This is a genomic window from Algoriphagus sp. TR-M9 (genome assembly GCF_027594545.1).
Taxonomy (GTDB): Bacteria; Bacteroidota; Bacteroidia; order Cytophagales; family Cyclobacteriaceae; genus Algoriphagus; species Algoriphagus halophytocola.
On the sequence record NZ_CP115160.1, the window covers coordinates 630,465 to 655,767 of the forward strand.

The following is a 25,303-nucleotide window of genomic DNA, read 5'->3' on the forward strand; positions in this document are numbered from 1 at the left end:
GGGAGTAGGGAAATCCTTTACTACTGTCAAATATCCAAGGATAATTGGTCTTTCAACAGCTTAAAACTCTTCCGGTGCCAAATACAATCCCCATGGGTTTCTATGCCTGTTCGATGTGCTTTAGTGGGGTAGCCGGCGTTTTTCTCCCAGCCATAATGGGGAAACTCTTCGGCCAGCTTTTCCATGAATTTATCCCGGTACACCTTTGCCAAAATAGATGCAGCTGCTATGCTGGCAAACTTTCCATCACCTTTAATGACACAGGTAAAAGGGATCTGCAAGTCAGACCTGAACCGGTTGCCATCGATTAATAGATGCTCTGGCTGGATGGACAGTCCTTGGACTGCTCTGCTCATGGCGAGAAAAGAAGCGTTGAGAATATTGATCTGGTCGATTTCTGCCACGCTGGCTTCTGCTACTTTCCAGGCCAGTGACTTTTCTTTGATCTCCTCGATCAGGTCTTCGCGCTGTCTTTTGCCCAGTTTTTTGGAGTCATTGATCCAGGCATTGCTATAGTTTGGCGGCAAAATAACCGCTGCTGCTACCACTGGTCCAGCCAGACAGCCTCGGCCTACTTCATCACACCCAGCCTCTATTCTGCTAGCTTCTAAAAAGGGTTTTAGAATCATGGTGTTTATCTTCTCTTACTTTGTAGTATTTATGGATTAGCTCCGCTACCAATCCCGTCCATCCTGTCTGATGGGAGGCTCCCAGCCCAACGCCAGAGTCTCCATGGAAATATTCATAGAATAAGATGTGATCTTTGAAATGCGGATCCTCCTGATACTTTTTATTTGGGCCGAAAACCGGTCTATTCCCATTTTCATCCCGCATAAAGATCTTCATGCAGCGGAGGGACAGCTCTTTGGCGATTATATCCATAGTCATGTACTGTCCGGATCCAGTTGGGTATTCTATGGAAAAATCCCCTCCGTAATAGAAATCAAATTTTCGGAGTGATTCTATGAGCAGGAAGTTGATGGGAAACCAAATCGGACCCCGCCAGTTGGAATTGCCTCCAAACATCACTGTGTCTGATTCTCCAGGCGTGTATTTGATGGACAGCACATCTCCACCTATTCGCATGGTGTATGGATTTTTCTCGTGGTACTTTGAAAGAGAGCGTATGCCGTACTCACTTAAGAATTCATCAGAATCCAGCATTTTCTGAAGTACGCTTTTCATTCTGTGACCACGGAGCAAAGAGAATAATCTACGCTTTTCGTAGCCTGGCTGTATCCAGCTGGACACCAAAGCTGCCAGTTTTGGCTTTTCTCTCAGGAAAAAATCCAGGCGCTTTTTGAACTCAGGAAGCTTCGCAAAGAGATCCTCTCTGATCGGTTCTACAGCAAAAAGTGGAATAAGACCCACTATAGACCTCACTTTCATCTTACGCGGGTCTTTGCCCGGTAGGTGAAAGACATCGAAGAAGAAATTGTCCTCATCATCCCAAAGTGAAATGTGCTCCTCAGATATATTGCTCATCGCCCCGGCGATGTACAGAAAATGCTCTAGAAACTTGGTGGCAGTGAACTGATAAACTGTATTGAACTCGCAAAGATCCAGGGAAATTCTCAGCAAGTTCAGGGAGAACATGGCCATCCAGGAGGTGGCATCTGCCTGCTCCAGTTTGCCGTGATACTTCTGCGCGTGACTTCTGTCAAAGACGGAAATATTGTCCAGTCCCAGGAATCCACCTTCAAAGATGTTTTTGCCGTCACTGTCTTTTTGATTGACCCACCAGGTGAAATTCAGCATCAGTTTGTGGAGGGCACGCTCCAGAAATTCCTGATCTCCTACTCCGTTATTGGCCTTTTTGTCAATCTGGTACACCCGCTGTACTGCATAGGCGTGTACAGGCGGGTTGACATCGGAGAAGTTCCACTCGTAGGCCGGGATCTGCCCATTTGGATGCATGTACCATTCATTGAGCAGGAGCAGGAGCTGGTCCTTGGCAAATTCGGGATCTATCCTAGCGATGGGTATACAATGAAATGCCAAATCCCATGCTGCATACCAAGGGTATTCCCACTTGTCCGGCATGGAGATGATGTCATAGTTTTGCAGGTGTTTCCAGTTGCTGTTTCTGCCCTTTTTTCGCACCACAGGAGGCACATACCTTCCGGGATCGCCCTCCAGCCAGCGCTCCACATCGTAATAGTAAAATTGTTTGGACCACATCATGCCGGCATAGGCTTGACGCTGGATGTTTCTCAGGTCTTCATCTACCACTCTTTCTTGCAGGTTTGCATAGAAAACATCCGCTTCCTGCTTTGCTTTCGCTAGAATGTCATCACTTTGTGCTATAGTATTGTCCCTGGTCTGCGGCTGAAGTCTTAGGGTCACTGCTCGACTTTCCCCTGCAGGGATGGTGATTTGATAGATAGCCGATGCCTTAGTGCCAAAGTCTCTTGGGTTCAGATGCTGCTCATCCCCTGAGATTACATAATCATTGATGGCATCCTTGAGGTATTTCTTTTCATTCCCAATATGGTAAATCCGCTCTCGGTTGGTTTCGTTGTCACAAAACTTCAATTCAGGTTCCCCATCAAAGGTAATGGTGTAATTTCCAAGTTTAGGCGTGAAGGCATTTATGGTGTTGGTATCTGCCTTTTTCAGCTTTGGCATGAAAGACTCATTGCCGGTAAACCAAGTTTTACGAAACCAAAGGGTGGGCATTACCCAGATTTTAGCTTCTTCTGGGCCTCGGTTGTGTATGGTAGCTTTACCTACTATATCCTCGATATCATTTTTACCATATTCTATAAAAATATCAAAGTACCTGTCTTCCTCAAAAAGACCCGTGTCCAGGAGTTCGTATTCAGGCTCAACTTTTCCCCGCTTGGAATTTTCCTCCAGCAGCTGGGTATAAGGGTATTCCCCCTGAGGATACTTGTATAGCATCTTCATGTAGCTGTGAGTAGGGGTAGAGTCTAGGTAATAGTAAAGCTCCTTCACATCCTCACCGTGATTCCCCTGGTTGCCTGTAAGGCCAAACAATCTCTCCTTAATGAAAGGATCTTTTCCGTTCCAAAAGCCCCAGGCTAGACAGAGTTTTTGCTTGAAATCAGAAATGCCGCCGATGCCCTCTTCTCCCCAACGGTACGCTTTGCTTCTGGCATCGTCATGGGTTACGTTTTCCCAGGCAGATCCGTCTGGGCTGTAATCCTCTCGAACAGTCCCCCATTGCCTCTCGGTAAGGTATGGTCCCCATTTTTTCCAATGTTTGGTTCTGTCCTTGTCTTCTTGTAATCGTATATTTTCAGCTGACATGTAGTTTCTATAAGGCGGAATATCCGAAATTATCAATTTCTATTGATTATAGCCTCGAAAATGAACTTCCGTTTAATGAGTTGTCATAAATATTTTTGATTTGGCAATGAAAGCCAAACTTTTTTCAAATTGAACTATTTAGGATTAAGCTTACCAAATTTTCAATCCCAATGTTATCAATGCGTCCGTTAATGTGCAAAATTATTTTACCCTGAGGTATTTGAAAATCTTTCTTAACAGAATTTAAGGCGAATCATCAGGGTCTACATTTGTAGATCTGAAATATTAATCTACATTTGTAGAGTAAAATATCCCAAAGAAGCATGAAACTATCTAGAGCTGAGGAAGAACTGATGAATCACCTGTGGAGTCGAAAGCGGGCATTTATGAAAGATCTGCTGGATTCTTACGCGGAGCCAAAGCCTGCGACTACTACGATCTCCACACTGCTGAAGCGTATGCAGGAAAAGAAATTTGTAGGGTATGAGTCAAAAGGAAAGCTGAGGGAGTACTTTCCGTTGGTGAGTAAGGAGAGTTATTTTTCCAGGCACCTGAAAGGGTTGATCGAGAAGTTTTTCAATGATTCTCCGGCGCAGTTTGCTTCTTTTTTCACCAAGAAAACGGACCTCTCAGAGGAGGAATTACTGGCACTAAAAGGGATTATTGATGACAAATTAAATCAAAAGAAATAATGGAATACTTACTTAAATCCATAGCCTGCCTGCTTTTGTTGCTGCTAGTTCACCGGGTGCTATTGCAGCGTGAGGCATTGCATAGATTCAATCGGTTCTTTCTGCTGTTTTCGGTGGTTGCGTCTTTTTTTATTCCTCTTTATACCATTGAAGTACCACAAGAGGTTTCTCCCTCTACTACCGAAGTGATTTCTGAGCCTATTTACTTTGAAGCTACACTTCAGGATCTCAATCAGGAGCAAGTTTTTGCTGCAGTGCCTGAATCTCCATTTAACTGGGAATACCTTCTCTTTGGGCTTTATGGACTGATTTCCTTTGTTTTCTTATATCGATTTGGGAGAAATATTAAGATTCTGGTGAATAAGATTCAGGGAAATATTAAGATTAATTACCGTGGGCAGACCTTGGTTCTATTGAAGGAAGATTCCCTTCCGTTTTCATTTCTCAAGTACATTTTTGTGTCCGAATCAGATCTGGAAAACGGGAAATTCACCGATGCTGTATTCGCTCACGAATCCACCCATATTCAGGAAAAGCACAGCTGGGATAACCTTTTTATTGAAGTCTTGCTAGTGCCATTTTGGTTTCATCCAGGTCTGCACTGGGCCAAAGCTAGCATCAAGCTTAATCATGAATTTATAGCGGACCAGATAGCATTACGCAGCACTCCACTGGAGAAATACGAGAGTCAATTACTAGCTATGATGCTTTCTGAGCAGAAATACGGCTTGGCTAGTAGCTTAAATTTTTCATTAACCAAAAAACGATTTGAAATGATGAAGAGGAAAACAGTGAATTCACATAGCTGGATCAAGGTTTTGGTCTTGGTACCTGTGCTAGGTGCACTAGTCTATATTTTCAGTGAAAGAGTGGTAGGGCAGCCGGAAGATTCAAACTCTGAAGGAGAGGTTTCTAGCTTATATTTCCATTCTAGCCAAAAAAACTCTGATGAAATTTCCATTCAGGATGAAGCTAAGCAAAAGTACTATAGTCAGGTAAAGTTTTTGATTGAAACAGACCAGATGCAATATGAAATCAAGGACTTTGGGCAGTTAAGCAGCGATCAGAAATCCAGGCTTGCTTTGCCTTCTGCTGTAGAAGCACCTCCCAAAAGAACTCCTGATGACTCCGTTTATCAAGCTCTCAAGAACGGGGAAGAATATGGATTGTGGTTGGATGGTAAAGTTCTACCAAATTCCGATTTGGATGAAATTCCCCGATCTGAAATAGTCTATTTCGTTACCACTCCTATACATTCAAATGCACGGTCAGAGGAGTTTCCTCAGCCCTATCAGACTAAGTTATTTACAGAGGGATTCTATCAGCAAATCTTTGGGCCGGATGGACAATTAAGTAAACCACCAATGGGAACAGCAACTTTCAGTGGCAATGCTGTATATATGTTTGATATAGCATATATGGAAGAGCCTTTCACGGAGTATCAAAATCTGTATGGAAAATACGAGGATCTTCGAAATTCTAAACCACATTATATTGATAAAGCAGAGGATGAAAAAGGCAAGTTGCACTCGATTTTTATAAAGTTGGCCGGGATGTATGATCAATTTGATTCTGATTTGAAACAAAAGATCACACAGCCTATTCCGCCCATAGCTCCTTATGTTTTGCTGAGGAAGGATGGCGAGGTTTATTACAAACTGGAAAAGGACCTGACAGATGAAGAACGTCTGCAGCTTTCTAATAAATGGGATTCCGTGGATAAAAGGGCATCTGATTATTACAGTAAGCATTACTCAATAGTGGGGCAAAGTCAGCTTACCGGTAGCATTCAAAACCAAGCGATAGATAAAGCCAGGTATTACCTCAATGCTACTCTATTAGTAAAAAACTCGTCAGGAGAATTTGAAGAGGTTCAGTACGATGAACTGCCAGCAGAAATCCAAGAAATGTTGCCACCAGCTCCGAATAGTCCCATTTCCAAAATGCCGGGCGCACAGGAGTATGAAAGCTGGAAGAATTCAGATGATTTTGCCATTTGGATAGATGGGAGTCATGTGCCGAATTCGGAATTGGAGAAAATGAAAAATACAGACGTGGTTTTTTTCATGGATAGTTTTGTACATGAAAACGCCAGAAGTGAAAGATTTCCTCAAGAGCATCAGGTGAATATCTATACTTCTAAAGGATATGAAGAAGCCTTTGGGGAAAAGTCGGAATTTGAAGATCCTCTGACCGAGCAGCATCTGATTCACATCTATCCCTTAGAAAAAAGAGTGTATGTTCAGACGGTACCGAAGAATGAAAAAGTCAGTGGCGCTACCACTCAAGAGCAAAGTAGGTCGACGCAGCGAATTGCAGGTCAGGATGAAAAAGCACAAAATCCCTCCAAATGGCCTCCGGGAGTAAAAGCAGAAACCCTGAGAAAGGAATTTCAAGCTTATATCGATACTAATCAAGAATATGAAGCTCTCCGAAATCAGGCCCCGCATTTTGTCAAAAGAAGCAAAGCTGAGCAGGATAGGCTAAATGAAATGTTTTCAAAAGTATGGAGTATGTATCTCCAGATCCCATTTCATGATAAGCCAAAGGTCAAGTATCCTTCGCGTCCTTTCGCGCCCTACATGCAGCTTGAGTCGAATGGAGAAGTATATTACAAATTAGCAAAGGATTTGACCGCTGAAGAGCTTGAAAAATATCCTCCACCTCCTCCGCCGCTTACTCCTGCAGACCAGATAGAGGATTACAAAAAGGTCTCTTACCAATATGAATTGATGCGTAACAAAGGGCGGAATGATGCCTCCTTATCTATGGAGGAGCGAAATACGTTGTTTCTACTATACAATGAGCTTCAATTAAAATTCCTAAGAATGGGTGCTCCTGAACGGAGAGAAGTCAAAATGGTCAATTTCCCTTACTACCGCGTAGAGGAAAACGGAAAGAATGTCTTCAAAGCAGTATCCGAGCTCAGCCCGGAGCAAAGAGCTTTGAACAATTGCTAGTGCTAGTTAAACCTGCCAGGTTTTGATTAATAAAATCAAGAAAATGACTGAGTCAGAATAAAATCCGGTTCAGTCATTTTTGTTTCCGGTAAAATATGCTGCCAAACTGATGGCCAGGTGCTTACCCAGTCCTGAAAGGAACTGGTTGAATTTGAGGTAGTTTGGATTTGCTTGTCCAGTTTGCTGAAATCGAAATTGTCTGAAGCAATTCCAGCTCCTGAATGTACCGTATCCAGTGCATTGCAAGCCTGTTCGTATTGGCCTGCGACTGGGATGACCATTACGGGTTTTCTTAGGTACATGGCTTCGCAAATCGATTCGAAACCGGCAGTGCTTACCAGTCCTTTGCACGCTGCCATATCACGAAGAAAATTTTTGTCATGAACCCTGTGGAAGCTCAGGTTAGGTAGAGGGGTTTCAGTTTCTTCCGCTTCTTTTTTGTCCCAATATGCCCGGATTTTCAGGTGTGGATTAGATTTGGCAAAGGCAATCACTTCTGTGCTGTATCCACTGTTTACCATGTAGGTCAGATAGAAATCCCCTTTGGTAGGGGTGAGATTTCTTACTTCTTCCCTTAGCAAAGGCGGAACTACCGTAATGTTGTCGGTAGATTCGAGTGGGTAAAAGGATAAGGCTAATTTTTGGCTTGCGCCTAAAGCCGTCATCCGCGTGTTGAACTTGAAAAAGAATTTGTTCAGACCCTTTGTGGGAGCAAACTGAAACGCTGGGTGGTAAATCAGGTATTGATGGCCGATCACCCAGTAGGCTGCATTGGGTCTGAAAATCCCGTTGTATAACCCACCTAGCAGATCATAAAAGTTCAGGATCACATCCGGGGCTTCAGATTGTACGATAGTGTTGATTTGCTGTAGGCTTCGCCAAAAAGTAGTAGCTTTTATAATGTTTTGGCGTATGGTTTTTCCGATCAGGATCTTTTTTTCATTCTTGTCGCAAGCGAAATTCGGGCTTTCGACTTGATAGATTGGAGCATGGATTTGTTTAGAAAAAAACGGTGGAACCTCCCTTCTTTTGCTTTTTCCCAAAACCACCGCCGCCATTTCGTGGCCTTGATTCTCCAGCATTTTGCCGAAGGCTATCGCTTGGGTCATATGGCCCCTGCCTTCGCCTTGAACTATGAAAACGAACTTCATTTAGCTATAATTTGATTTTCAATGGTCAGATCGCTTGCCTGGGAATCCCGGGCTTGATCTCATTGGATGGAACTGATGGAGGGTGGTTCCAGGTCGTCCTTTTTTCCTTCAAAGGAAACCTCTCGTAGCGGCACCACTGGAGATTCTACTCTTCCTATGAAAAACTCATGCAGACTGTCATCTTTCGCTTCTTTGAAGTTGATTTCATTGTAGTATATCAATTGCCAGTTGCCCTCGTGGTCCTCCGCCAAAGCACTCATGGTCTCCACCCAGTCCCCGGAGTTGAGGTATTGGATTCCATCGATTTCCCGGTTTTCGGGCTTGTGGATATGTCCGCAGATGATGCCGTCACAGCCTTTGGCCTTGGCCATTTTCGCTAGTTCCTCCTCGTATTGATCGATGTAGGACACGGCAGATTTTACTTTTCCTTTCACATACTGGGAAAGGGAGAAATAGGGGAGCCCGCGCTTGATTCTGTAGTGGTTCACCACTCTGTTCAGCCAAAGCAAAAAAGTGTACCCCATGTCACCCAGGTAGGCAATCCAGCGGAGATTAGTAGTGATGCTGTCAAAAACATCCCCATGAGTGATGAAGTATTTTTTGCCATGACTTTCATAAATCATGTCTTTTTGGATGGAGAGGTTGCCCATTTGAAAGGGTAAGATCTGATCCAGAAAATCATCGTGGTTACCACGCAGGTAAAATACCTTAGTGTCGTGGTTTTCTATCATTTTCAAGATGCGATTGAAAAACCTTGTATGTTTTCTTTTCCAGGAACCGGATTTCTTGAGTTGCCATCCATCTATGATATCACCGTTTAGGATGAGATTTTCGCAGTCATATTGTTTGAGAAACCGAGCAATTTCCTTGGCTTTGGAGCCTTTAGTGCCTAGGTGGACATCAGAGATGACTATAGTTTTGAATTGGGTTTTCACACTTCTGGTTTTGGTAGAAAGGTAAAGCCTGATTTTGAACCCTTTATAATTCAAATATTAAATAATAAGTAAGAATGAGCCGAATAGGCTTTGAAATGTAAAGCCAAGGTTAAAATGCTGTGAAAAAGCCGGTTCTATAGGGTTTTTCTTAGGATGCGGAGGAGATGAGTGAATTCTGAAGGACGGTGGTTTCCGATTTTATACCAATGGTTCAGCATAAACTTTTGTAATGGATTAGATTCGTTTTCCCAAATAGAACATTATGAAACAAACTTTACTTGCAATTGCATTGCTGCTGATTTTCCAGAATGGGTTTACTCAGGATAAGACCTACTCCGGTAATTATGAATTGGCAGCCAGGTTTTCTCCTGAAAAAATGAAGAAAATGGTTTTTTCTACCCGAGTGGATCCACATTGGTTGAAAAAATCGGATCGTTTCTGGTACGAATATGAAACCAGCGATGGTAAAAACTGGTACATCGTGGATCCGGTGAGAAAAACGAAAAGCCAACTTTTCGACACTGATAAACTGGCGATGGAAATCACCAAAATCACCAAGGATCCCGTGGACGGGCAGCACCTGAAGCTGGATGATCTGAAATTTTTGGAAGATGAAAATACGATCAAGTTCAAGGTGAAAGGTACTGAGGAGGTTTTGAAGAGAGACTGGGCAGAGATCAAGGAGAAGGACCAAAGCGCCAAGGATTCTATGGAAAAGAAAACCTTTGTATTTCACTATGATATCAGCAGGCAGCAACTTACCGAGATTACAGACGCTCCAAAAGATCCAGAGCGTTTGTCTTGGGCGAACATAGCGCCAGATTCTTCCAAAGTGCTTTTTGCGAAGCACCATAATCTCTACTGGATGGACAAGGAGAATTTTCTGAAAGCTGTGAAAGATGAAAAGGACAGTACCATCGTGGAGCATCAGCTCACTGAAGATGGGGAGGAAAACTTCGAATACGGGTACAGTGGTAGAGGGGATGATAACGTGGAAACTGAGAAAAATAAGGACAAACGCAAGCGTGTGGGAGCTTACTGGAGTACGGATTCCAGGCAGTTTGTGATGACCCGCACAGACTCCAGAAAGGTAAAGGATCTCTGGGTGATCCATAGCACGAAGAAACGACCTACGCTGGAAACTTATAAGTACGCTATGCCGGGAGAAAAGGAACAGCCGATCACCTATTTGCTGCATTATTCTTTTGACTCGGAGGAGCTGTCTAATCTTCCTGTGGCGACATTCAAAGATCAATCCCTCAATATTTTCAACACCAGTGCTGCTGAAAACACAAGAGATGATGACTTCAGGCCGGTGACTTGGTTAGGAGACTTGGATGAGTTTTACTTTTCGGTCACTTCCAGAGATTTGAAACGCATAGACCTGCTGCGCTGGAATCTAACCACAAATGAAAAGCAAGTAGTGATCGAGGAGCGAAGCAATACTTATGTGGAGATGCTAAAGCCGGAGATTTTAGCTGATGAAATTATCTGGTGGTCTGAGCGAGACGGCTGGGGGCATTTTTATCTCTATGGAAAAGATGGCACCTTGAAGCGTCAGCTTACATCTGGAGCTTTTCACTCTGATCGTGTAGCACGTGTGGATGAAAAAAGCAGGAGGCTATACTTTGTGGCAAATGGCAAGGAAAAGGGAGAGGATCCCTATTATGAGCATTTATATAGCGTGAGTTTGGATGGAGGAGCTATTTCCCTGTTGAATTCCGGAGATTTCAATCACTCAGCCGAGATCAATGATGCCGCTACTTTCTTTGTGGACAATTATTCTAGAGTAAATACTGTGCCGGTGGCGGTACTGAAAGATAAAAGCGGAAATAAGGTGATGGATCTGGAAACCGCAGATTTGTCTCAGCTTTTTGCCGCAGGCTATCAGTTTCCTGAGCCGTTTCAGTTCAAGGCAGACGATGGAATCACTGATCTGTATGGGGTGATGTATAAGCCGTACGATTTCGATTCTACCCGCAAATATCCCATCATTGAATATGTATATCCTGGGCCGCAGACTGAAGCAGTAGACAAGGCATTTTCAGCCAGGCTGGACAGAACGGATCGACTGGCCCAGTTTGGTTTTATAGTGGTTACACTTGGCAACAGAGGAGGTCACCCAGGCCGCTCGAAGTGGTATCATAACTATGGGTATGGAGACTTGAGAGACTATGGATTGGCAGATAAAAAAGCCGCCGTAGAGCAATTGGCAGATCGGCATGACTTTATCGATAAATCAAAAGTAGGGATTCATGGGCATTCCGGTGGAGGTTTTATGTCCACAGCGGCCATGCTGGTTTATCCTGATTTCTTCAAAGTGGCAGTTTCATCCGCCGGCAACCATGACAATAGTGTCTATAACCGCTGGTGGTCTGAGAAGCACCATGGAGTGAAGGAGCAGATCAATGCCAAAGGAGATACGACTTTCATTTACCAGATTGATAAAAATCAGGATTTAGCAGAAAATCTAAAAGGGCGCTTGATGCTCTCTCATGGCAGTACAGATAATAATGTTCATCCGGCAAATACGCTTAGAATGGCCAATGCACTGATCAAAGCGGGAAAGCGATTTGATTTGGTGGTTTTGCCTGACCAGCGTCATGGATATGGAGACATGACTGAGTATTTCTTTTGGAGAATGGGGGATTACTTTGTGCAGCACTTGCTAGGGGATAATACCCCTCCTCCTGTAGATATGGTGGAAATGCAACGCGATAAGCCAAAGGATGATTGAGCGAAAAGCTCCAACCATAAAACGAAAGCCCGAATCAGACAGATTCGGGCTTTATGTTTTTTAAATCATATCCTTTAACCTACTCGTCATGCTCCCCGTGAACCCCATGTACATGGCCATGTGCCAATTCATCCTTAGTGGCTTCACGAACTTCCTCTATATTGCCCTCAAAGTGCAAGTCAAACCCAACCAGCGGATGGTTAAAATCCAGCAAAATCTCTTCCCCCAGATCCTTCAGAATTTTGGCTTGCATAGGGTATCCATTTTCATCCATTAAAGGCAAGAAATTCCCTTCTTTCAACATCTCTCCGGTAAAGCCATTTTCATCTGAAAACTGCGTTTTGGGCAGATTTACAATCAAGTCCTCATCTACTTCGCCGTATGCGTCTGCCATGGGAAGCACAAAGGAAAATTCCTCTCCTTGGGACTTACCGGCTAGCAACTCTTCGAATTTTGGCGGCAGGTCACTTGCGCCAAAGAGAAAGTAAAAAGGATCTTCCGAATCACGGATTTCCACACTGAATGGAGCTGATTCTATCTCGTCTGCATCCTTGCTTACCTTGAGTTCGTAGGTCAATCCCACTACTGTATTTTCTGTGATTTTCATCTGTTCTTAATTTTCTAATGATAGATCCGGATCCCAGGATTATCATCCCGAATCCCTTTTATTTGAAAATTCCGTGTCTCAGTCGTATGCTGATTCGCTCCTTTAAAACTTCCCATTTATTTCTGGGTGTGGATTTTAGGAGTTTTTTGCTAGCGCGAAACACAAAGTATTGGTAATCTTTTTCTTTGAAAAAAATGGGATAAGTTTCCATTTTTTCCAGGTAAAATCCGTTGGAGGTGATGCTCTTGATCAATTCCCCTGAATCCAGAGGCTGGTCGATTACCTGTAGTTTCTGAGGTTCGTTTTCTATCATCCACTGGAGGTATCGAGGGGCGGGGATATGGATAAATATCACCGAATCCTGATGTGCATGCTTGTGGATGTTGCGGAAAAGCCGCTGGTGCTGATCCACAGGGATATGCTCCAATACATCCGGAAAAACAAAGAAATCAAAGGTCTTTCCCGGCTTATCAAAGTTTGACATATCAGAAACCTCAAACTTCAAGTTGGTCTGATCTTTCCAGAGCACTTTTGCTTTTTCTATGCTTTCCGGGGAAATGTCCACTGCCAATACCTCTCCTTGCTTGACCTGTGAAGCCAGCAAGTGGCTGACCGTACCAATACCGCAGCCCACTTCCAAAACACTGTCATTGGCATTCAAACCTGCCGCCATCACTTTGTCCAGAATACTCAAATGCCTGGAGTTGATGCCTGTCACAGCCTGTTTTTCTGCAAACTGATCGTAGAAACTGACGACTTTATCTTTATCCTTTTGCATTTTTTTCTTTGATGGTGAGAAATATACCTCCAATCAGGCATAGTAAGATCAGGTACTGGAAAATGATCATCGGAGTCTTAGTGGCATAGTAGCTTTTCGGCTCAAATTTGAATACAATCTCGTGTGTGCCAGCAGGGATTAGCAATCCGCGCAGTAAGTAATCCGTTCTCAGAATAGCGGCTTCCTCTCCGTCAATGGTGGCTTTCCATCCCTCCGGGTAGTAGATTTCAGAGAATACAGCCAAGCCTTCCTGAGCCATGTCTGCAGTGTAGTGAAGCTCATTTGGGGCGTATGAGGTGTGCGTGATCTGTCCCGCACCTGCCGGTACCTCGCCAAATTCCTCCGTATTGATCGTAGCCTGAGTTTTGGTGTTGATCTTGCCCAGTTCATCTATTTCTTCCTGATTGGACTGCACGGATACGATTTGATTTGGAATCCAGGCCGGACCGTTTGCTGCTGGGTTTTCAAATACAGCATTGGCGGCATTTCCAGCAATCACATACTTGGTATTCATCATATTGAAGGTCTGAATTCCCTCAAAATCAAAGTTCCCTTCCTGTGCCTTGGTGACAAATGCATTTAACTCAGGATTTAATCTATGATCCAGCAAATCCTGATATCTCCGCATTTTAGCTCCGTGGTACCCGCCTAGGCTATGGAAACGATAGGCAGATTTGCCGGTGGCTGTCAATCCCTCGGTAAGGTCCAATACCCGGAAGTACGAATCGTCTTTAAGGATTTCTTGATCTGCCGGAGTTTCCGCAAAATACTGCTGGGACGGATTGGCAGAGAAAGATTCTTCATTTAAATAGTGCCGGTTGACTGACCATAAATCTATGCAGACCAATGCAAACAGGCCTAAGCCTAAAAGCAGGTCTGAAATTTTTTCCTTCAGGGCAAAGTAAAGCAAAGCAAAAGCTGCTGCTACAAAGCCTAAGCTTCTCCAGGCACTGGCTGAAAGCATGGATTTGCGGTCTTGCCTGATCGCATCAATTAACCAATCCGGTAAACTCTGATCTGCTGCCCCTTCAAACCTGAATAGCCCTGCGCCTACTGCAAGAATCAACAAAAGCCCTCCTACGATGGCAGTGGAAGCATACAGTGGTTTGAAGTCCTTGCTCTGGTATAGCCTCTCCAGGGATATAGCTGCCAAAGCCGGAATGGCAAAAAGAGTCATTCCTAACGCCATGGAAACGGCTCTGAATTTATTGTAGCCCGGGAGAATGTCGAATAGCAGGTAATTGAACCAACTCAGGTTTTTGCCCCAGGAAAGGAGCAGGGATAAAATGATAATAGCTCCAAAGGTGTAAAGACTTTCTTTTGGCGCAGCCCAAATCCCAATAATCGCCAAGAAAACTAAGATGACACCACCGTAAATCGGCCCGCCCGTGAAGGGCTGATCCCCCCAATAGGTAGGAGCCCCCGCAATAAACCCATTGATTTGTGCTGGGTCAAGTCCTTGGCTGCGCAAAGCTCTCTCTGAGGCTGAGCCGGCCCCAAGCGGGGTACTGCTGCCCCCTCCGTAGAAGTTCGGTACCAAAAGGGTTAAGGTTTCCAGTTTTCCATTGGACCAGGAAAACGCGTATTCTCTATCCAGTCCGGCTGACTTGGACTCTAAAGTTGCTTGCCCTCGGGTAGAATAGGGGGCGTATTCCAAAGCCGTTGCCAATCGGCCAATATTGGCACCCACGGCTAACACTGCTGCTAAGGCTAGGAAGCCTATGGCCTTGCCTATAGGGGCCATTCCTTCTGTTTTCCAGTCCTTAGTAATACGTACAATACTGTAAATCACCGCAATGATTACGGTATAGTAGGTGATTTGTACGTGGTTGAATTTCAATTGGAGCAAAGTGCCCAGAGCCAAAACCCCGGCTCCTAGTATCCATTTTTTAATAAAAGTAAGGTGTATTCCCAGCAGAATTACCGGGATCAGACTCACTGCCCAGATCTTTGCGTTGTGGCCGGCTGCCAAGCTGAGGAGGTTGTAGGAGCTAAATGCAAAAGCCAGGCTGGCCACTATCGCAAATGCCGGTCTGACCCTGAAAGTCAGCAGTAGTACATACATGCCGACCATGCCCAGAAACAGGCTGTTGACCGGGTGGGGTAGGCCTAGGGTGAGTATGCTTACCAGCGTATTGGTGATGTCACCGGCAAATTCCAGGCTGACAAAGTATGCCGGCATTCCCCCAAAAACACTATTGGTCCATAGTGCCTCCTCGCCGGTAGCTTCTCTAAAGTCTATGGCTTCCTTTGCAGAACCTTCCCATTTGAGAATGTCCCCCTGGAAAATCACCTGATCTTGAAGTACAAGCGGAGCAAAGTAAGCGACAACAATGGCATAGAAAATGGCGATTCCCAGAATATGAGGGAGCAGATCTTTCTTGAAATTCAGCTGCATGAAAAGGGATTTTCTTTGAATTAATGGATGCGGTCGCAAATTAGGAATTTATACCCAAAACCAGCGAACAAAATAGGACAAGCCAGCCTGTAATAGATGAATCTCTGCTTTCTATCCCTGATGAAAATCATTACTTTTGCAGCAAATAGCCATACAAGGAATGTTTGATAATTTAAGTTTGAAACTAGACCGGGCTTTCAAGACACTGAAAGGAACCGGTAAAATCACCGAAATAAACGTCGCCACAACCGTCAAGGAGATCAGAAGAGCCCTGATCGATGCCGACGTCAACTATAAAGTCGCCAAAGAAGTCACCGATACCATCAAGAGCGAAGCGCTAGGCCGTGATGTTTTGATCTCTGTATCTCCCGGGCAGTTATTGGTAAAAATAACGCAAGAGGAGCTGACCAAACTGATGGGCGGCACCAAGGAGGATATCAAGTTGAGTGGTGATCCTGCTGTGATCTTGATTTCAGGCCTTCAAGGCTCGGGTAAAACCACTTTTACCGGAAAACTCGGTAGCTACCTGAAGAAGCAAGGGCGACAGGTTTTGCTCGTAGCCTGTGATATTTACCGTCCTGCTGCGATCGATCAGTTGAAAGTATTGGGAGAGCAGATAGGAGTGGAGGTCTATGCAGAGCCAGAGAATAAGAATGCAATGGAGATTGCAACTAATGCGATAGCCTACGCCAAGAAAACCGGAAAGAAAACGGTGGTGGTCGATACGGCGGGTCGTTTGGCAGTGGATGAAGCCATGATGAATGAGATCGAGGCGCTGAAAAAGGGCTTGAATCCGTCAGAGACACTTTTTGTAGTGGATTCCATGACTGGTCAGGATGCGGTCAATACGGCCAAGACTTTCGATGAGCGATTGGATTTTGACGGAGTCGTATTGACTAAACTAGATGGTGATACTCGAGGTGGAGCGGCGATTTCCATCCGTCACGTCGTGAATAAACCGATCAAGTTTATTTCCACAGGGGAGAAGATGGAGAACCTGGATGTGTTCCACCCAGATCGTATGGCACAAAGGATCCTGGGAATGGGAGATGTGATTTCCCTGGTAGAAAGAGCCCAGCAGTCCTTCGATGAGGATGAAGCCAAGCGAATCAATTCCAAAATCAGAACCAATAACTTTAACTTTGATGATTTTCTTTCTCAGCTAGAACAGGTGAAGAAAATGGGAAATATCAAGGACTTGCTAGGAATGATCCCTGGCATGGGCAAAGCCATGAAGGGAATGGATATAGACGATGATTCCTTCAAACCAATTGAAGCGATCATCCGCTCCATGACCCCTGCAGAGCGTGAGCATCCGGATATCATAGATGGAAGTAGAAGAAAAAGGTTGGCGGCAGGTTCTGGTAGGACTATCGTGGAGGTGAATAACCTGATGAAGCAGTTTGCTGATATGCGTAAGATGATGAAGCAGATGAACAAAATGGGAGGTGCCAAAGCTGCGATGAGCAAGATGCTTCCTCCAGGAATGGGGAAACGGTGATTTGCGATAATAGAGCAGTTATAAGAGTTATAGACCTAGCCAGAAATGGCTGGGTTTTTTATTTGATGGATAATTTAATTAGACAAGCCAGTAGCGTTTAGTCCTTAGCCTTCGTATCTAGATTGAATTCAGGTTTTTATTCTAAATCCTATTGCGCCAATTTAAACCCCGGTTTCCATGAAAACTAAACTGCTCCCTTTGCTTGTTGTCCTTATCTTCTTTGCTAGCTGCAAAGACGTAGAAGAAATTTCTCCAAACCTTAGACTTCAGGGCTTTTATGAGCAAACTCTCCAAGCGACTTCCCAGACTGGAGAGGTTCAGTATGACCTAATCAATCATTTTATATTCAATGCAGACGGTACCTTCTCCAGAGAAGATGTTACTTTGAACCGTGGAGGAGACGTGGTTTTGGGGTTTAGAGCCAGCTACCAAGGGAACTATCAGGTGAAGGATCAGGTGGCTACATTGACCTACACAGATCCATTGATGATGAACGTCGCCGATATTTATTATGTGGGTAAGGAGGACTTGACTATCATGGAGGGGACTTTTACCACTGAGTTTTATGTATCAGACGACTATTCTGAACTGTCCTATAAATGCCCTGACAATGCCAGATGTGCTCAACCTATTCCGTTTGTTAGGATAGTAGAGTAGCCGGATTGTAAGATGACAAAGTCAATAATAGACCGATATCTTGAGATTATTTGAGGCTAATATTTTAGTTCATTTTATGATTAACTGAGTCTTATTTTAACACATACTATCTATATTAGAATTATGAAAAGCAGACTTTTACCCTTAATCGCATTGGCTATCTTCATTTATAGCTGTAAGGACGTGGTGGAGCCATCTCCAGATTCCAGAATAGTAGGTGTCTATGAATTGTCCTACGAAGGTAACGCAGGCTGGGGAGGAGATATATTTAGATTTGTGGATCTAATGCAATTCAATTCTGATGGCACCGTCACGGGAGAAAATTACACCACAGAAGTAGATTCTGACGAAGTGTTGGGATATAGAGGCCACTTTACAGGTACTTTTACTATTGTAGAAGGGGTAGTTACTATTTCCTATGATGAAATGTATTATATGAATATGATGGATGTGAATTATATTCCAAAGGAGGATTTGATACTTTATGAGGGAGCTGAATACTTTCCAGAGTATAGTATCGTGGAAGATTATTCTGAGCTTATTCCCATATGTTCACCTAATGCAATCTGTACTGGTACATTGTCTTATTTTAGGGCTGATTGACAAGAGTTGGAAGGTGCCCTAGTGGCTTTTTTCAACTTGGAGCAAAGCCTTTTTTGCTTTTTCATGTTAATTCATCCATCTACTCATAAACTCCAGGAATGCCTCCTTGTAGTGACCACTTACGGTGATGGTTTTTTTTCTACGAGAATTTAGCTTTGTTCTCAGAAACCAGTTGGTGTGATTTACGTATTATTTATGATATATTTGTACGTATAAAATTATCGATATGGACGTTAAATTGACTTTAAAGCTTGATCAAGAGGTTATTGAAAAAGCTAAATTATTTGCAGCTGAAAAGAAGTTGAGCTTGTCTCGATTGATAGAAAGTTACTTAAACTCCTTGACTTCAGATCAAGCTACTGATCTACTGGAAATTTCTCCCTATGTAAAAAGCCTTTCATCTGGGATTAAAATTCCTGCTGATTACGATTACAAAAAGGATCATGCGACCTATTTGGAGCAGAAATACAAATGAGAAGGATTTTTTTAGATACCAATGTTATTTTGGACCTATTGGGGGAAAGAGTCCCTTTTTATGATGCAATCGCAAAGGTGTTAACCTTGGCAGATCAGAAAAAAATCACACTAGTTGTTTCTCCCCTATCCTTTACTACAATTGAATATGTGCTAGGTAAATATCTGTCAAAAGACTTGGTTTTGAAGAAGCTTCGAATGTTCAAAATTCTTTGTGAGGTATGTGCCGTCGATGAAGAAATAATTGAAAAAGGGCTGAACTCCAGTTTTGGGGATTTTGAAGACGCTGTTCAATATTTTGCGGCATTACAGTCAAATTGTTCTATTATCATCACCCGAAATGGAAAAGACTTCCGGAGTTCGAATTTGTCTGTGATGACAGCCGAGGAATATTTGAGCAGTATCAGCTAAAACTATCAATTCATCCATCTACTCATAAAATCCAGGAATGCCTCCTTGTAATTGTCACTCACAGTAATGGAGTTTTGGCCCACATGAATTACATTTTTGGCTACAGAGTCAATATGATCCAGAGCTACAATGTACGACCTGTGGACGCGCATGAATTTGTCTGCGGGTAGCAGCTCCTCCATGTTTTTCAGGCTGGTAAGTGATAACAGCGGATTTGGCTTGGATAGCAAATGGACTTTTACGTAGTCCTTATAAGCTTCTACATAGGCGATGTCCTGAAGCATTACTTTTACCAGCTGGTATTCTACTTTCAGGAAAATGTAATCAGGAGCAGATTCCGCTGGTGCAGCTTCAGTTTTGGTCTGGCTTTGGCGCTCAAAATAAGTAAAGGCTTTGGTCGCAGCATTTAAAAAATCCTCATAACTATACGGCTTTAGCAGGTAGTCTAAGGCTTCCACCTTGTAGCCCTCTATGGCAAATTGGTGATAGGCCGTTGCAAAAATGATCCGTGTTTTGTCTGAATTCTTTTTTCCATCCAAAACTCTGGCAAGCTCCATTCCCGATAGGTCTGGCATCTGTATGTCCATGAATGCCAGTTGCACATCGTTTTGATTGATGAAACCCAAAGCCTCTATGGCATTGTCAAACTTCCCGATCAAATTGAGAAAAGAGGTCTGCTCGATAAATTTGCTGAGCAATTCAAGCGCTAGAGGCTCGTCGTCAATGGCTACGCAGTTAAGTTTCATCTGTTTATAATTTGTCTTTTAGCGGCCATAACTCTTCCCTTGAGGAAGGATACGGGATGGGATCCCGTAAGGAGAATTTTACCTTCTTGCGCGGTTTTGCTCATGCTCGATTTCATTCCAGATTGATCGTGAGGTTTACCCAATACTCCTGTTTGCTTTCGTCTTTGCCAAATTTCAGGCGATGTTTATTCGGGTACAAAAGGCTCAATCTACGCTGGGTATTCACCAAGCCTATCCCATTCTCTTTTGCCTCTGGACTGTCCTTGTTCACTGGAAAGATATGATTACGGGTTTCAAAAAACACCGTGCTCCCCATAATTTCAAGTTTGATGAAAATTTCACTGGGTTCTTGACTGCTGACGCCATGTTTGAAGCAGTTTTCCAGAAATGGAAGTAAAAGCATAGGTGCCACTGCCAGGTCATCCTTGGGGTCATCTATGGAGATGTTCAGGGTTACTTTATCGGTAAGCCGCATTTTCATCAGCTCTATGTAATCATTGACAAAACTCACTTCACGGCTGAGCAGGGTTTCATTTTTTTGATTTTCATACAGCACGTACCGCATCATTCTGGATAGTTTCAATAATGCTTCCTGGGCCTTTTTCACATCCAGGTTGGTCAGGGCATAGATATTATTCAGCGTATTGAAGAAGAAATGTGGGTTGATTTGAGCTTTGAGATAGGATAGCTCTGTATTGATTCTTTGCTGATCCAGTTCCCTGCGCAGGGCTTCATCCTTTTGCCATTTCTGTACAGAAGCTACAGAAGTACTGATCCCTATGGTCATTAGATATAGCATAATATTAAAAATGTCTCCCGAGATTCTTCTAGGTTTTGGGACATAGGGCTCGTCGGGATTAAATGCCTTGTGCATGAGTTCGGGCAGGTGTAGAAAGAAATCTGTATAGATCAGTACGCCTACAAAAAGCACACAGCCCAAGGAAACCGTGAGTATAAAGACAGCATGTTTGCCTTTCAACAAAACATTTGGGACAAACCATAGCATGTTGATGTAAAAAATAACCACCAGCAAAATAGCCATAAAGAGCTGCCGAATCCAGAACTCCATAGGGATGTCCACTCTCCAGGAAAGGGGGGAAAGTAGAAGTAAAACGGTACACAGCATGGACCAGCCAAGAATGTGTACCAGAATAGAAACTCGTCTCTTGGGACTAAGATTGATCATAAATCTGGTTTTCAGTATCCAAACTAACGAAACGAAAGCTTGTATATAAAATGTAATCTACCAAACAGGTGATCCACACTACGAACTGCCTTAATGTATAGATGAGTAGGTTTATCGGTTAATTTATGAGTTTTATCCGACAAAAGGGGGTGTTTGTCGATGAAACTCCGCTAACCGTCTATTGCTTGAGAAAAGGCGAAACAAACCCTGTTGTTTTGGGGTAACAAATGACGAAGCCCGATTTGGAAACATCGATGAATTCATGGGCTTGCCTGTAAAAATGGCCTTTCAAGATTCATCGGTCGGAAAATCAACTATCTACTACAAATGAAAAAATTAGTAAACTTTCTTTCACTTTTCATCTTACTTTCTACTGGTAGCCTGCTGGCTCAGCAGACTGCAAAGAATGGAAGTACCCCCGCAAAAATTGTAGGTGTTGCTAAGGACAGCAACTCCGGTGAGCCTATCCCTTACGCCACTGCCGCACTCTATACTTCAGGTTCTGATACCAACATAGCAGGTGGAGTGGCTGATGGAGACGGTAAGTTTTTTATCACAGGCATGGAGCCGGGGACCTACGATCTCAAAGTAAGCTTTTTGGGTTATGAGACTTTGACTGTCAAAGGTATAGAAGTAGTTTCTAAAACGGGTGACGTGAATATTGGAGACGTGAGCTTGGTGGACGAAGGCTTTGCTTTGGAAGAAGTAACTGTACAAGGCCAGAGAGAATTGATCGAAGAGCGCGTGGATCGTACCATCTATAAAGCAGAAAATGATAAAACCACTGCCGGTGGTGATGGTACGGACGTACTGCGAAGAGTACCTATGCTTTCGGTGGATTTGGATGGGAATGTGTCCATGCGTGGCTCCAGCAATATCACCGTATTGATCGATAACAGACCTTCAGCCATTGCGGCTAGTAGTATCACCGATGCATTGAAGCAGATACCTGCAGATGAGATCAAAGCCGTGGAAGTGATTACTTCACCTTCTGCGAAATACGATGCGGAAGGTACTTCTGGTGTGATTAACATCGTAACCAAAAAGAACAACCTACAAGGTATGTCTGCTAACATTCGCACGGGCACTGGTTTAAGAGGTTCTGATTTTGGGCTAAATGCAAGCGCAAGAAAAGGTAAATTCGGATTTACATTAGGTGGATTTGGTAGAGCGGGCTACAATATCAATGGTAGCTACAACAACTCCCAAATAATTACCAATGAAGATAATTCTCTATCTAAAACATTACAATCGGCTGATACTAAAAGTAATAATCTCTTTGGTAGATATAATTTTGGAGTGGACTACGAAATCGACAAATATAATTTCATAACTGGAGCCGTGAATTTTGGTATCAGAAATAGAACAAATAGCGAGAATAACCTGCTTGTTCAGAATTTCCGAGATGATATTTTGACTAATACTCAATTCAGAGAAACAGATGTCAAAGACAACTCCAATTCTGTGGATGTCAGTCTGAATTATACCAAGACTTTCGAGAAAAAGGGGAAGGAAATTGCGCTATTGACACTTTATAGCCGAAATAATGGAGAGAATTCAAATATCAATACAATTTTATCAGATGATATGTCAAGTGTTGATTATAAATTGAAAAATGACAATCCAAACAAGAACGAAGAGTTTACAGTACAACTTGACTTCGTGGATCCATTAGGCAAAGATGGTCAGTCAATCTTGGAATACGGTGCTAAAAACATTTTGAGAAAGGCTTATTCCGATTTTGCGTATTTCCGCGCAGAAGGTGCTAACGGTGAATACATAGAAAATCCAGATCCGGACTTGAGTAATGATTTTAGCTACGACCAAAACGTGACCGCCGGCTATGTTTCTTATACTACCACGTTATTTAAGAATTACACGATCAAACCAGGTATCAGATATGAGTACACCACCATAAATGCAAATTTCGGAAAAGAAACAAGTCCTGTCGAAATTCCGGCCTATGGTACTTTTGTTCCCAGCTTAAACTTGAGCAGAAAGCTTGCTAATGGTAACATGATCAAGGCTTCCTATAATAGAAGAATTTCCCGTCCCTCTCTTAGGTACTTGAATCCAAATCTTGATAGATCAAATTTGAATCAATGGACTCAAGGTAATCCTGAATTAGATCCTGAATTGACTGATAATTTCGAACTGGGATATAGCACCTTCTTCAAAAGTACAATGATTAGTTTCAGCGGTTTCTTCAGAAATACAACAGGCTCAATTCAACCTGTCAGAACACCTCAGGATGATGATATTATTTTTACGACATACGATAACATTGGTCATGAGAGAGCTTACGGAACAAACATTTTCACCAATATAAGTATCAATAACAAGTTTTCTTTAAACGGAAGCGTGGATGCATACTATGCCTTTTTGGATAATGGCCTTTCGGATCCAAACTACGCAGCATCCAATGATGGCTTCGTGATCAGCGGTCGTCTCTTCGGTAACTATTCCCTTCCAAATGACTGGCAGATCCAGGCATTTACTTTTGCCAGAGGGCGTCAAGTTCAATTGCAAGGTTCATCAGGAGGTTTCTACATGTATGGAATGGGAATCAATAAGCAATTCGATGAGAAGAGAGGAACTATTGGCTTTGGAGCAGACAACTTCCTTACAAAAGAATTCAAGATGAAGAATGAAATCGTCACACCTACCATCGTGCAGAACAGTACGAACATTATGCGAAATATGAATTTCAAAATCAACTTTAGCTATAGAATAGGTAAACTAAGTATGGACCAGAAGCCAAGAAGAAAGAAGTCAATCAATAATGATGACCTCAAAGGCGGTTCTGAAGGCGGGCAAGGTGCTGAAATGATGCAAAATAAATAGTAACAATAGTAGATTGGGTAATAAGGGAAAACCCGTCATCAACTGATGACGGGCTTTTTTTATGCTTGGTGTTTTTTTAACCACTAAGGGCACAGCGGCTATGCTGAGAACGCTTAAGCTTACTTGGTTTAAGACTTCTGAACTGCCTGGGCGGTTGGCAGCCCTGAACTTAATATAATTAAGTCTCCTTACTGCATCCGACCTTCTATTTGTGCAGCAGAACAGCCAGATTTAAAAACAAAAGCCCGACTTCATTGATCTGAAGTCGGGCTTTTTAGGAATGTTTATCGCGGATTAATCCAAGTAGCAAACCTGCTTGATGGCATCTACTGTACGCTTCACACTTGGCAAAGTAGCCTCAATGTAGGTAGGCGCATAGCTCAATGGTACATCCATAGAGTTTACTCGTATCACTGGAGCGTCCAGGTAATCAAAAGCATAACGCTGGAAGTGGTAAGTCAATTCAGATGAAATACCAGCCACGGGGTTAGCTTCCTCAACGATGACCACTCTATTGGTTTTCTTGACAGATTCTAGGCAAGTTTCATAATCTATAGGACGAACGGTACGCAAGTCGATGACTTCGGCTTCTATACCTTCTTTCGCCATTTCTTCAGCTGCCTGTAAAGCTACTTTCATCATTTTGCCAAAGGATATCACAGTGACGTCATCTCCTTTTCGCTTGATGTCGGCTACTCCTATTGGCAGTAAGTATTCTCCTTCAGGTACTTCACCTTTGTCAGAATACATCACCTCAGACTCCATGAAAATCACAGGATCAGGGTCACGAATGGCGGCTTTCATCAGCCCTTTAGCATCGTACGGATTAGAAGGGACGATTACTTTCAGGCCTGGAGTATTTGCAAACCAATTCTCAAAGTTGGAAGAGTGTGTGGCTCCTAGTTGACCGGCATTACCGGTAGGGCCTCTGAATACCACAGGCACGCTATAGGCTCCACCGGACATGGCTAGCATTTTTGCTGCGGAGTTAATGATTTGGTCCATAGCGACTAAGGAGAAATTGAAGGTCATAAACTCGATGATTGGCTTCAATCCGTTCATCGCAGCTCCAACTCCCAGTCCTGCAAATCCCAACTCTGCAATTGGGGTATCATAAACTCGCTCAGGGCCGAATTCATCCAGCATTCCCTGCGATACTTTATAAGCTCCGTTATATTCAGCTACTTCTTCGCCCATCAAAAAGACGTTCTCATCACGTCTCATTTCTTCGGACATCGCCTCTCTTAGGGCTTCTCGAAACTGTATTTCTCTCATTAGATTATGACAAAATTTTGGCTCGTAAAAATAGAAAGGAATTGCCCAAAACCAAAAATTAAGGCATGTTAATAG

Annotated in this window: 19 protein-coding genes; 9 read left to right on the forward strand and 10 right to left on the reverse strand. The window is 43.2% G+C overall.

The genetic code is table 11. The annotated features are described in order from the left end of the window. Positions 1-26: 26 nt before the first annotated feature. Both PBT90_RS02915 and PBT90_RS02920 read right to left on the reverse strand, forming a co-directional pair. A complete protein-coding gene (locus PBT90_RS02915; protein WP_264808849.1) occupies positions 27-629 on the reverse strand; it encodes a ribonuclease HII in 603 nt (200 codons plus the stop codon). After that, the gene (locus PBT90_RS02920) at positions 601-3,273 is read right to left on the reverse strand and encodes an MGH1-like glycoside hydrolase domain-containing protein (protein WP_264808850.1); all 2,673 of its coding nucleotides are present in this window, start codon (positions 3,271-3,273) and stop codon (positions 601-603) included. Before PBT90_RS02920 ends, PBT90_RS02915 begins: the two co-directional genes overlap by 29 nt. 323 nt (positions 3,274-3,596) lie before the next feature. Between PBT90_RS02920 and PBT90_RS02925 the strand changes: the two genes are divergently transcribed. Both PBT90_RS02925 and PBT90_RS02930 read left to right on the forward strand, forming a co-directional pair. Beyond that, positions 3,597-3,965: a BlaI/MecI/CopY family transcriptional regulator gene (locus PBT90_RS02925; RefSeq protein WP_264808851.1), complete on the forward strand. Its 369-nt coding sequence runs from the start codon at positions 3,597-3,599 to the stop codon at positions 3,963-3,965. Continuing rightward, entirely contained in the window at positions 3,965-6,925 is a 2,961-nt protein-coding gene (locus PBT90_RS02930) for a M56 family metallopeptidase (protein ID WP_264808853.1), read from the forward strand. The genes PBT90_RS02925 and PBT90_RS02930 overlap by 1 nt, the downstream gene beginning before the upstream one ends. A gap of 35 nt (positions 6,926-6,960) precedes the next feature. On the opposite strand, the gene PBT90_RS02935 is transcribed toward PBT90_RS02930, so the two are convergent. Continuing rightward, a complete protein-coding gene (locus PBT90_RS02935; protein WP_264808855.1) occupies positions 6,961-8,076 on the reverse strand; it encodes a glycosyltransferase family protein in 1,116 nt (371 codons plus the stop codon). Between the two features lie 59 nt (positions 8,077-8,135). Next, positions 8,136-9,011 (reverse strand): UDP-2,3-diacylglucosamine diphosphatase, encoded by an 876-nt coding sequence (locus PBT90_RS02940; protein WP_264808856.1) that lies wholly within the window; start codon positions 9,009-9,011, stop codon positions 8,136-8,138. A 262-nt stretch (positions 9,012-9,273) separates the two neighbouring features. On the opposite strand from PBT90_RS02940, the gene PBT90_RS02945 reads away from it, so the two are divergent. After that, on the forward strand, positions 9,274-11,748 hold the full coding sequence (locus PBT90_RS02945) for a S9 family peptidase (protein ID WP_264808857.1): 2,475 nt from the start codon (positions 9,274-9,276) through the stop codon (positions 11,746-11,748). A 79-nt stretch (positions 11,749-11,827) separates the two neighbouring features. Here PBT90_RS02945 and PBT90_RS02950 read toward each other — a convergent pair whose 3' ends face one another. Genes PBT90_RS02950 through PBT90_RS02960 form a run of 3 tightly spaced genes read right to left on the reverse strand, consistent with a single transcriptional unit; the run spans position 11,828 to position 15,531 of the window. After that, complete coding sequence (locus PBT90_RS02950) at positions 11,828-12,355, reverse strand: FKBP-type peptidyl-prolyl cis-trans isomerase (protein WP_264808858.1); 528 nt, start codon at positions 12,353-12,355, stop codon at positions 11,828-11,830. Positions 12,356-12,413: 58 nt separating this feature from the next. Further along, positions 12,414-13,133 carry a class I SAM-dependent methyltransferase gene (locus PBT90_RS02955; protein ID WP_264808859.1) on the reverse strand — a complete coding sequence of 240 codons (720 nt, stop codon included), beginning with the start codon at positions 13,131-13,133 and terminating at the stop codon, positions 12,414-12,416. Beyond that, complete coding sequence (locus PBT90_RS02960) at positions 13,120-15,531, reverse strand: YfhO family protein (protein ID WP_264808860.1); 2,412 nt, start codon at positions 15,529-15,531, stop codon at positions 13,120-13,122. Before PBT90_RS02960 ends, PBT90_RS02955 begins: the two co-directional genes overlap by 14 nt. 160 nt (positions 15,532-15,691) lie before the next feature. On the opposite strand from PBT90_RS02960, the gene ffh reads away from it, so the two are divergent. The 5 genes from ffh (at position 15,692) to PBT90_RS02985 (ending at position 19,177) form a co-directional block, all read left to right on the forward strand. Further along, the gene (gene ffh, locus PBT90_RS02965) at positions 15,692-17,032 is read left to right on the forward strand and encodes a signal recognition particle protein (RefSeq protein ID WP_264808861.1); all 1,341 of its coding nucleotides are present in this window, start codon (positions 15,692-15,694) and stop codon (positions 17,030-17,032) included. A gap of 177 nt (positions 17,033-17,209) precedes the next feature. After that, positions 17,210-17,689, forward strand: a complete 480-nt coding sequence (locus tag PBT90_RS02970) for a hypothetical protein (protein ID WP_264808863.1) — start codon at positions 17,210-17,212, stop codon at positions 17,687-17,689. A gap of 123 nt (positions 17,690-17,812) precedes the next feature. Beyond that, entirely contained in the window at positions 17,813-18,292 is a 480-nt protein-coding gene (locus PBT90_RS02975) for a lipocalin family protein (RefSeq protein WP_264808864.1), read from the forward strand. 226 nt (positions 18,293-18,518) lie between these two features. Beyond that, on the forward strand, positions 18,519-18,767 hold the full coding sequence (locus PBT90_RS02980) for a DUF6364 family protein (protein WP_264808865.1): 249 nt from the start codon (positions 18,519-18,521) through the stop codon (positions 18,765-18,767). After that, entirely contained in the window at positions 18,764-19,177 is a 414-nt protein-coding gene (locus PBT90_RS02985; protein ID WP_264808866.1) for a type II toxin-antitoxin system VapC family toxin, read from the forward strand. Before PBT90_RS02980 ends, PBT90_RS02985 begins: the two co-directional genes overlap by 4 nt. Positions 19,178-19,182: 5 nt before the next feature. Here the strand turns inward: PBT90_RS02985 and PBT90_RS02990 are convergent, their stop codons facing one another. Together PBT90_RS02990 and PBT90_RS02995 are read right to left on the reverse strand one after the other, a co-directional pair. After that, positions 19,183-19,923: a LytR/AlgR family response regulator transcription factor gene (locus tag PBT90_RS02990; protein WP_264808868.1), complete on the reverse strand. Its 741-nt coding sequence runs from the start codon at positions 19,921-19,923 to the stop codon at positions 19,183-19,185. Positions 19,924-20,035: 112 nt separating this feature from the next. Then, positions 20,036-21,109 carry a sensor histidine kinase gene (locus PBT90_RS02995; protein WP_264808869.1) on the reverse strand — a complete coding sequence of 358 codons (1,074 nt, stop codon included), beginning with the start codon at positions 21,107-21,109 and terminating at the stop codon, positions 20,036-20,038. Between the two features lie 327 nt (positions 21,110-21,436). Here PBT90_RS02995 and PBT90_RS03000 point away from each other — a divergent pair, with 327 nt between their 5' ends. Further along, complete coding sequence (locus tag PBT90_RS03000) at positions 21,437-23,953, forward strand: TonB-dependent receptor domain-containing protein (RefSeq protein WP_270131511.1); 2,517 nt, start codon at positions 21,437-21,439, stop codon at positions 23,951-23,953. 294 nt (positions 23,954-24,247) lie between these two features. On the opposite strand, the gene PBT90_RS03005 is transcribed toward PBT90_RS03000, so the two are convergent. Further along, positions 24,248-25,228 carry a pyruvate dehydrogenase complex E1 component subunit beta gene (locus tag PBT90_RS03005; RefSeq protein ID WP_264808871.1) on the reverse strand — a complete coding sequence of 327 codons (981 nt, stop codon included), beginning with the start codon at positions 25,226-25,228 and terminating at the stop codon, positions 24,248-24,250. Positions 25,229-25,303 lie beyond the last annotated feature (75 nt).

What these genes read in the sequence shown, in the direction of transcription:
- PBT90_RS03005 (WP_264808871.1), bottom strand. Translation starts at nt 25,228, where the DNA reads ATGAGAGAAATACAGTTTCGAGAAGCCCTAAGAGAGGCGATGTCCGAA.
- PBT90_RS02985 (WP_264808866.1), top strand. Translation starts at nt 18,764, where the DNA reads ATGAGAAGGATTTTTTTAGATACCAATGTTATTTTGGACCTATTGGGG.
- PBT90_RS02980 (WP_264808865.1), top strand. Translation starts at nt 18,519, where the DNA reads ATGGACGTTAAATTGACTTTAAAGCTTGATCAAGAGGTTATTGAAAAA.
- PBT90_RS02990 (WP_264808868.1), bottom strand. Translation starts at nt 19,923, where the DNA reads ATGAAACTTAACTGCGTAGCCATTGACGACGAGCCTCTAGCGCTTGAA.
- PBT90_RS03000 (WP_270131511.1), top strand. Translation starts at nt 21,437, where the DNA reads ATGAAAAAATTAGTAAACTTTCTTTCACTTTTCATCTTACTTTCTACT.
- PBT90_RS02960 (WP_264808860.1), bottom strand. Translation starts at nt 15,531, where the DNA reads ATGCAGCTGAATTTCAAGAAAGATCTGCTCCCTCATATTCTGGGAATC.
- PBT90_RS02935 (WP_264808855.1), bottom strand. Translation starts at nt 8,076, where the DNA reads ATGAAGTTCGTTTTCATAGTTCAAGGCGAAGGCAGGGGCCATATGACC.
- PBT90_RS02975 (WP_264808864.1), top strand. Translation starts at nt 17,813, where the DNA reads ATGAAAAGCAGACTTTTACCCTTAATCGCATTGGCTATCTTCATTTAT.
- PBT90_RS02970 (WP_264808863.1), top strand. Translation starts at nt 17,210, where the DNA reads ATGAAAACTAAACTGCTCCCTTTGCTTGTTGTCCTTATCTTCTTTGCT.
- PBT90_RS02955 (WP_264808859.1), bottom strand. Translation starts at nt 13,133, where the DNA reads ATGCAAAAGGATAAAGATAAAGTCGTCAGTTTCTACGATCAGTTTGCA.
- PBT90_RS02925 (WP_264808851.1), top strand. Translation starts at nt 3,597, where the DNA reads ATGAAACTATCTAGAGCTGAGGAAGAACTGATGAATCACCTGTGGAGT.
- PBT90_RS02915 (WP_264808849.1), bottom strand. Translation starts at nt 629, where the DNA reads ATGATTCTAAAACCCTTTTTAGAAGCTAGCAGAATAGAGGCTGGGTGT.
- PBT90_RS02945 (WP_264808857.1), top strand. Translation starts at nt 9,274, where the DNA reads ATGAAACAAACTTTACTTGCAATTGCATTGCTGCTGATTTTCCAGAAT.
- PBT90_RS02995 (WP_264808869.1), bottom strand. Translation starts at nt 21,109, where the DNA reads ATGATCAATCTTAGTCCCAAGAGACGAGTTTCTATTCTGGTACACATT.
- PBT90_RS02950 (WP_264808858.1), bottom strand. Translation starts at nt 12,355, where the DNA reads ATGAAAATCACAGAAAATACAGTAGTGGGATTGACCTACGAACTCAAG.
- PBT90_RS02930 (WP_264808853.1), top strand. Translation starts at nt 3,965, where the DNA reads ATGGAATACTTACTTAAATCCATAGCCTGCCTGCTTTTGTTGCTGCTA.
- PBT90_RS02920 (WP_264808850.1), bottom strand. Translation starts at nt 3,273, where the DNA reads ATGTCAGCTGAAAATATACGATTACAAGAAGACAAGGACAGAACCAAA.
- ffh (WP_264808861.1), top strand. Translation starts at nt 15,692, where the DNA reads ATGTTTGATAATTTAAGTTTGAAACTAGACCGGGCTTTCAAGACACTG.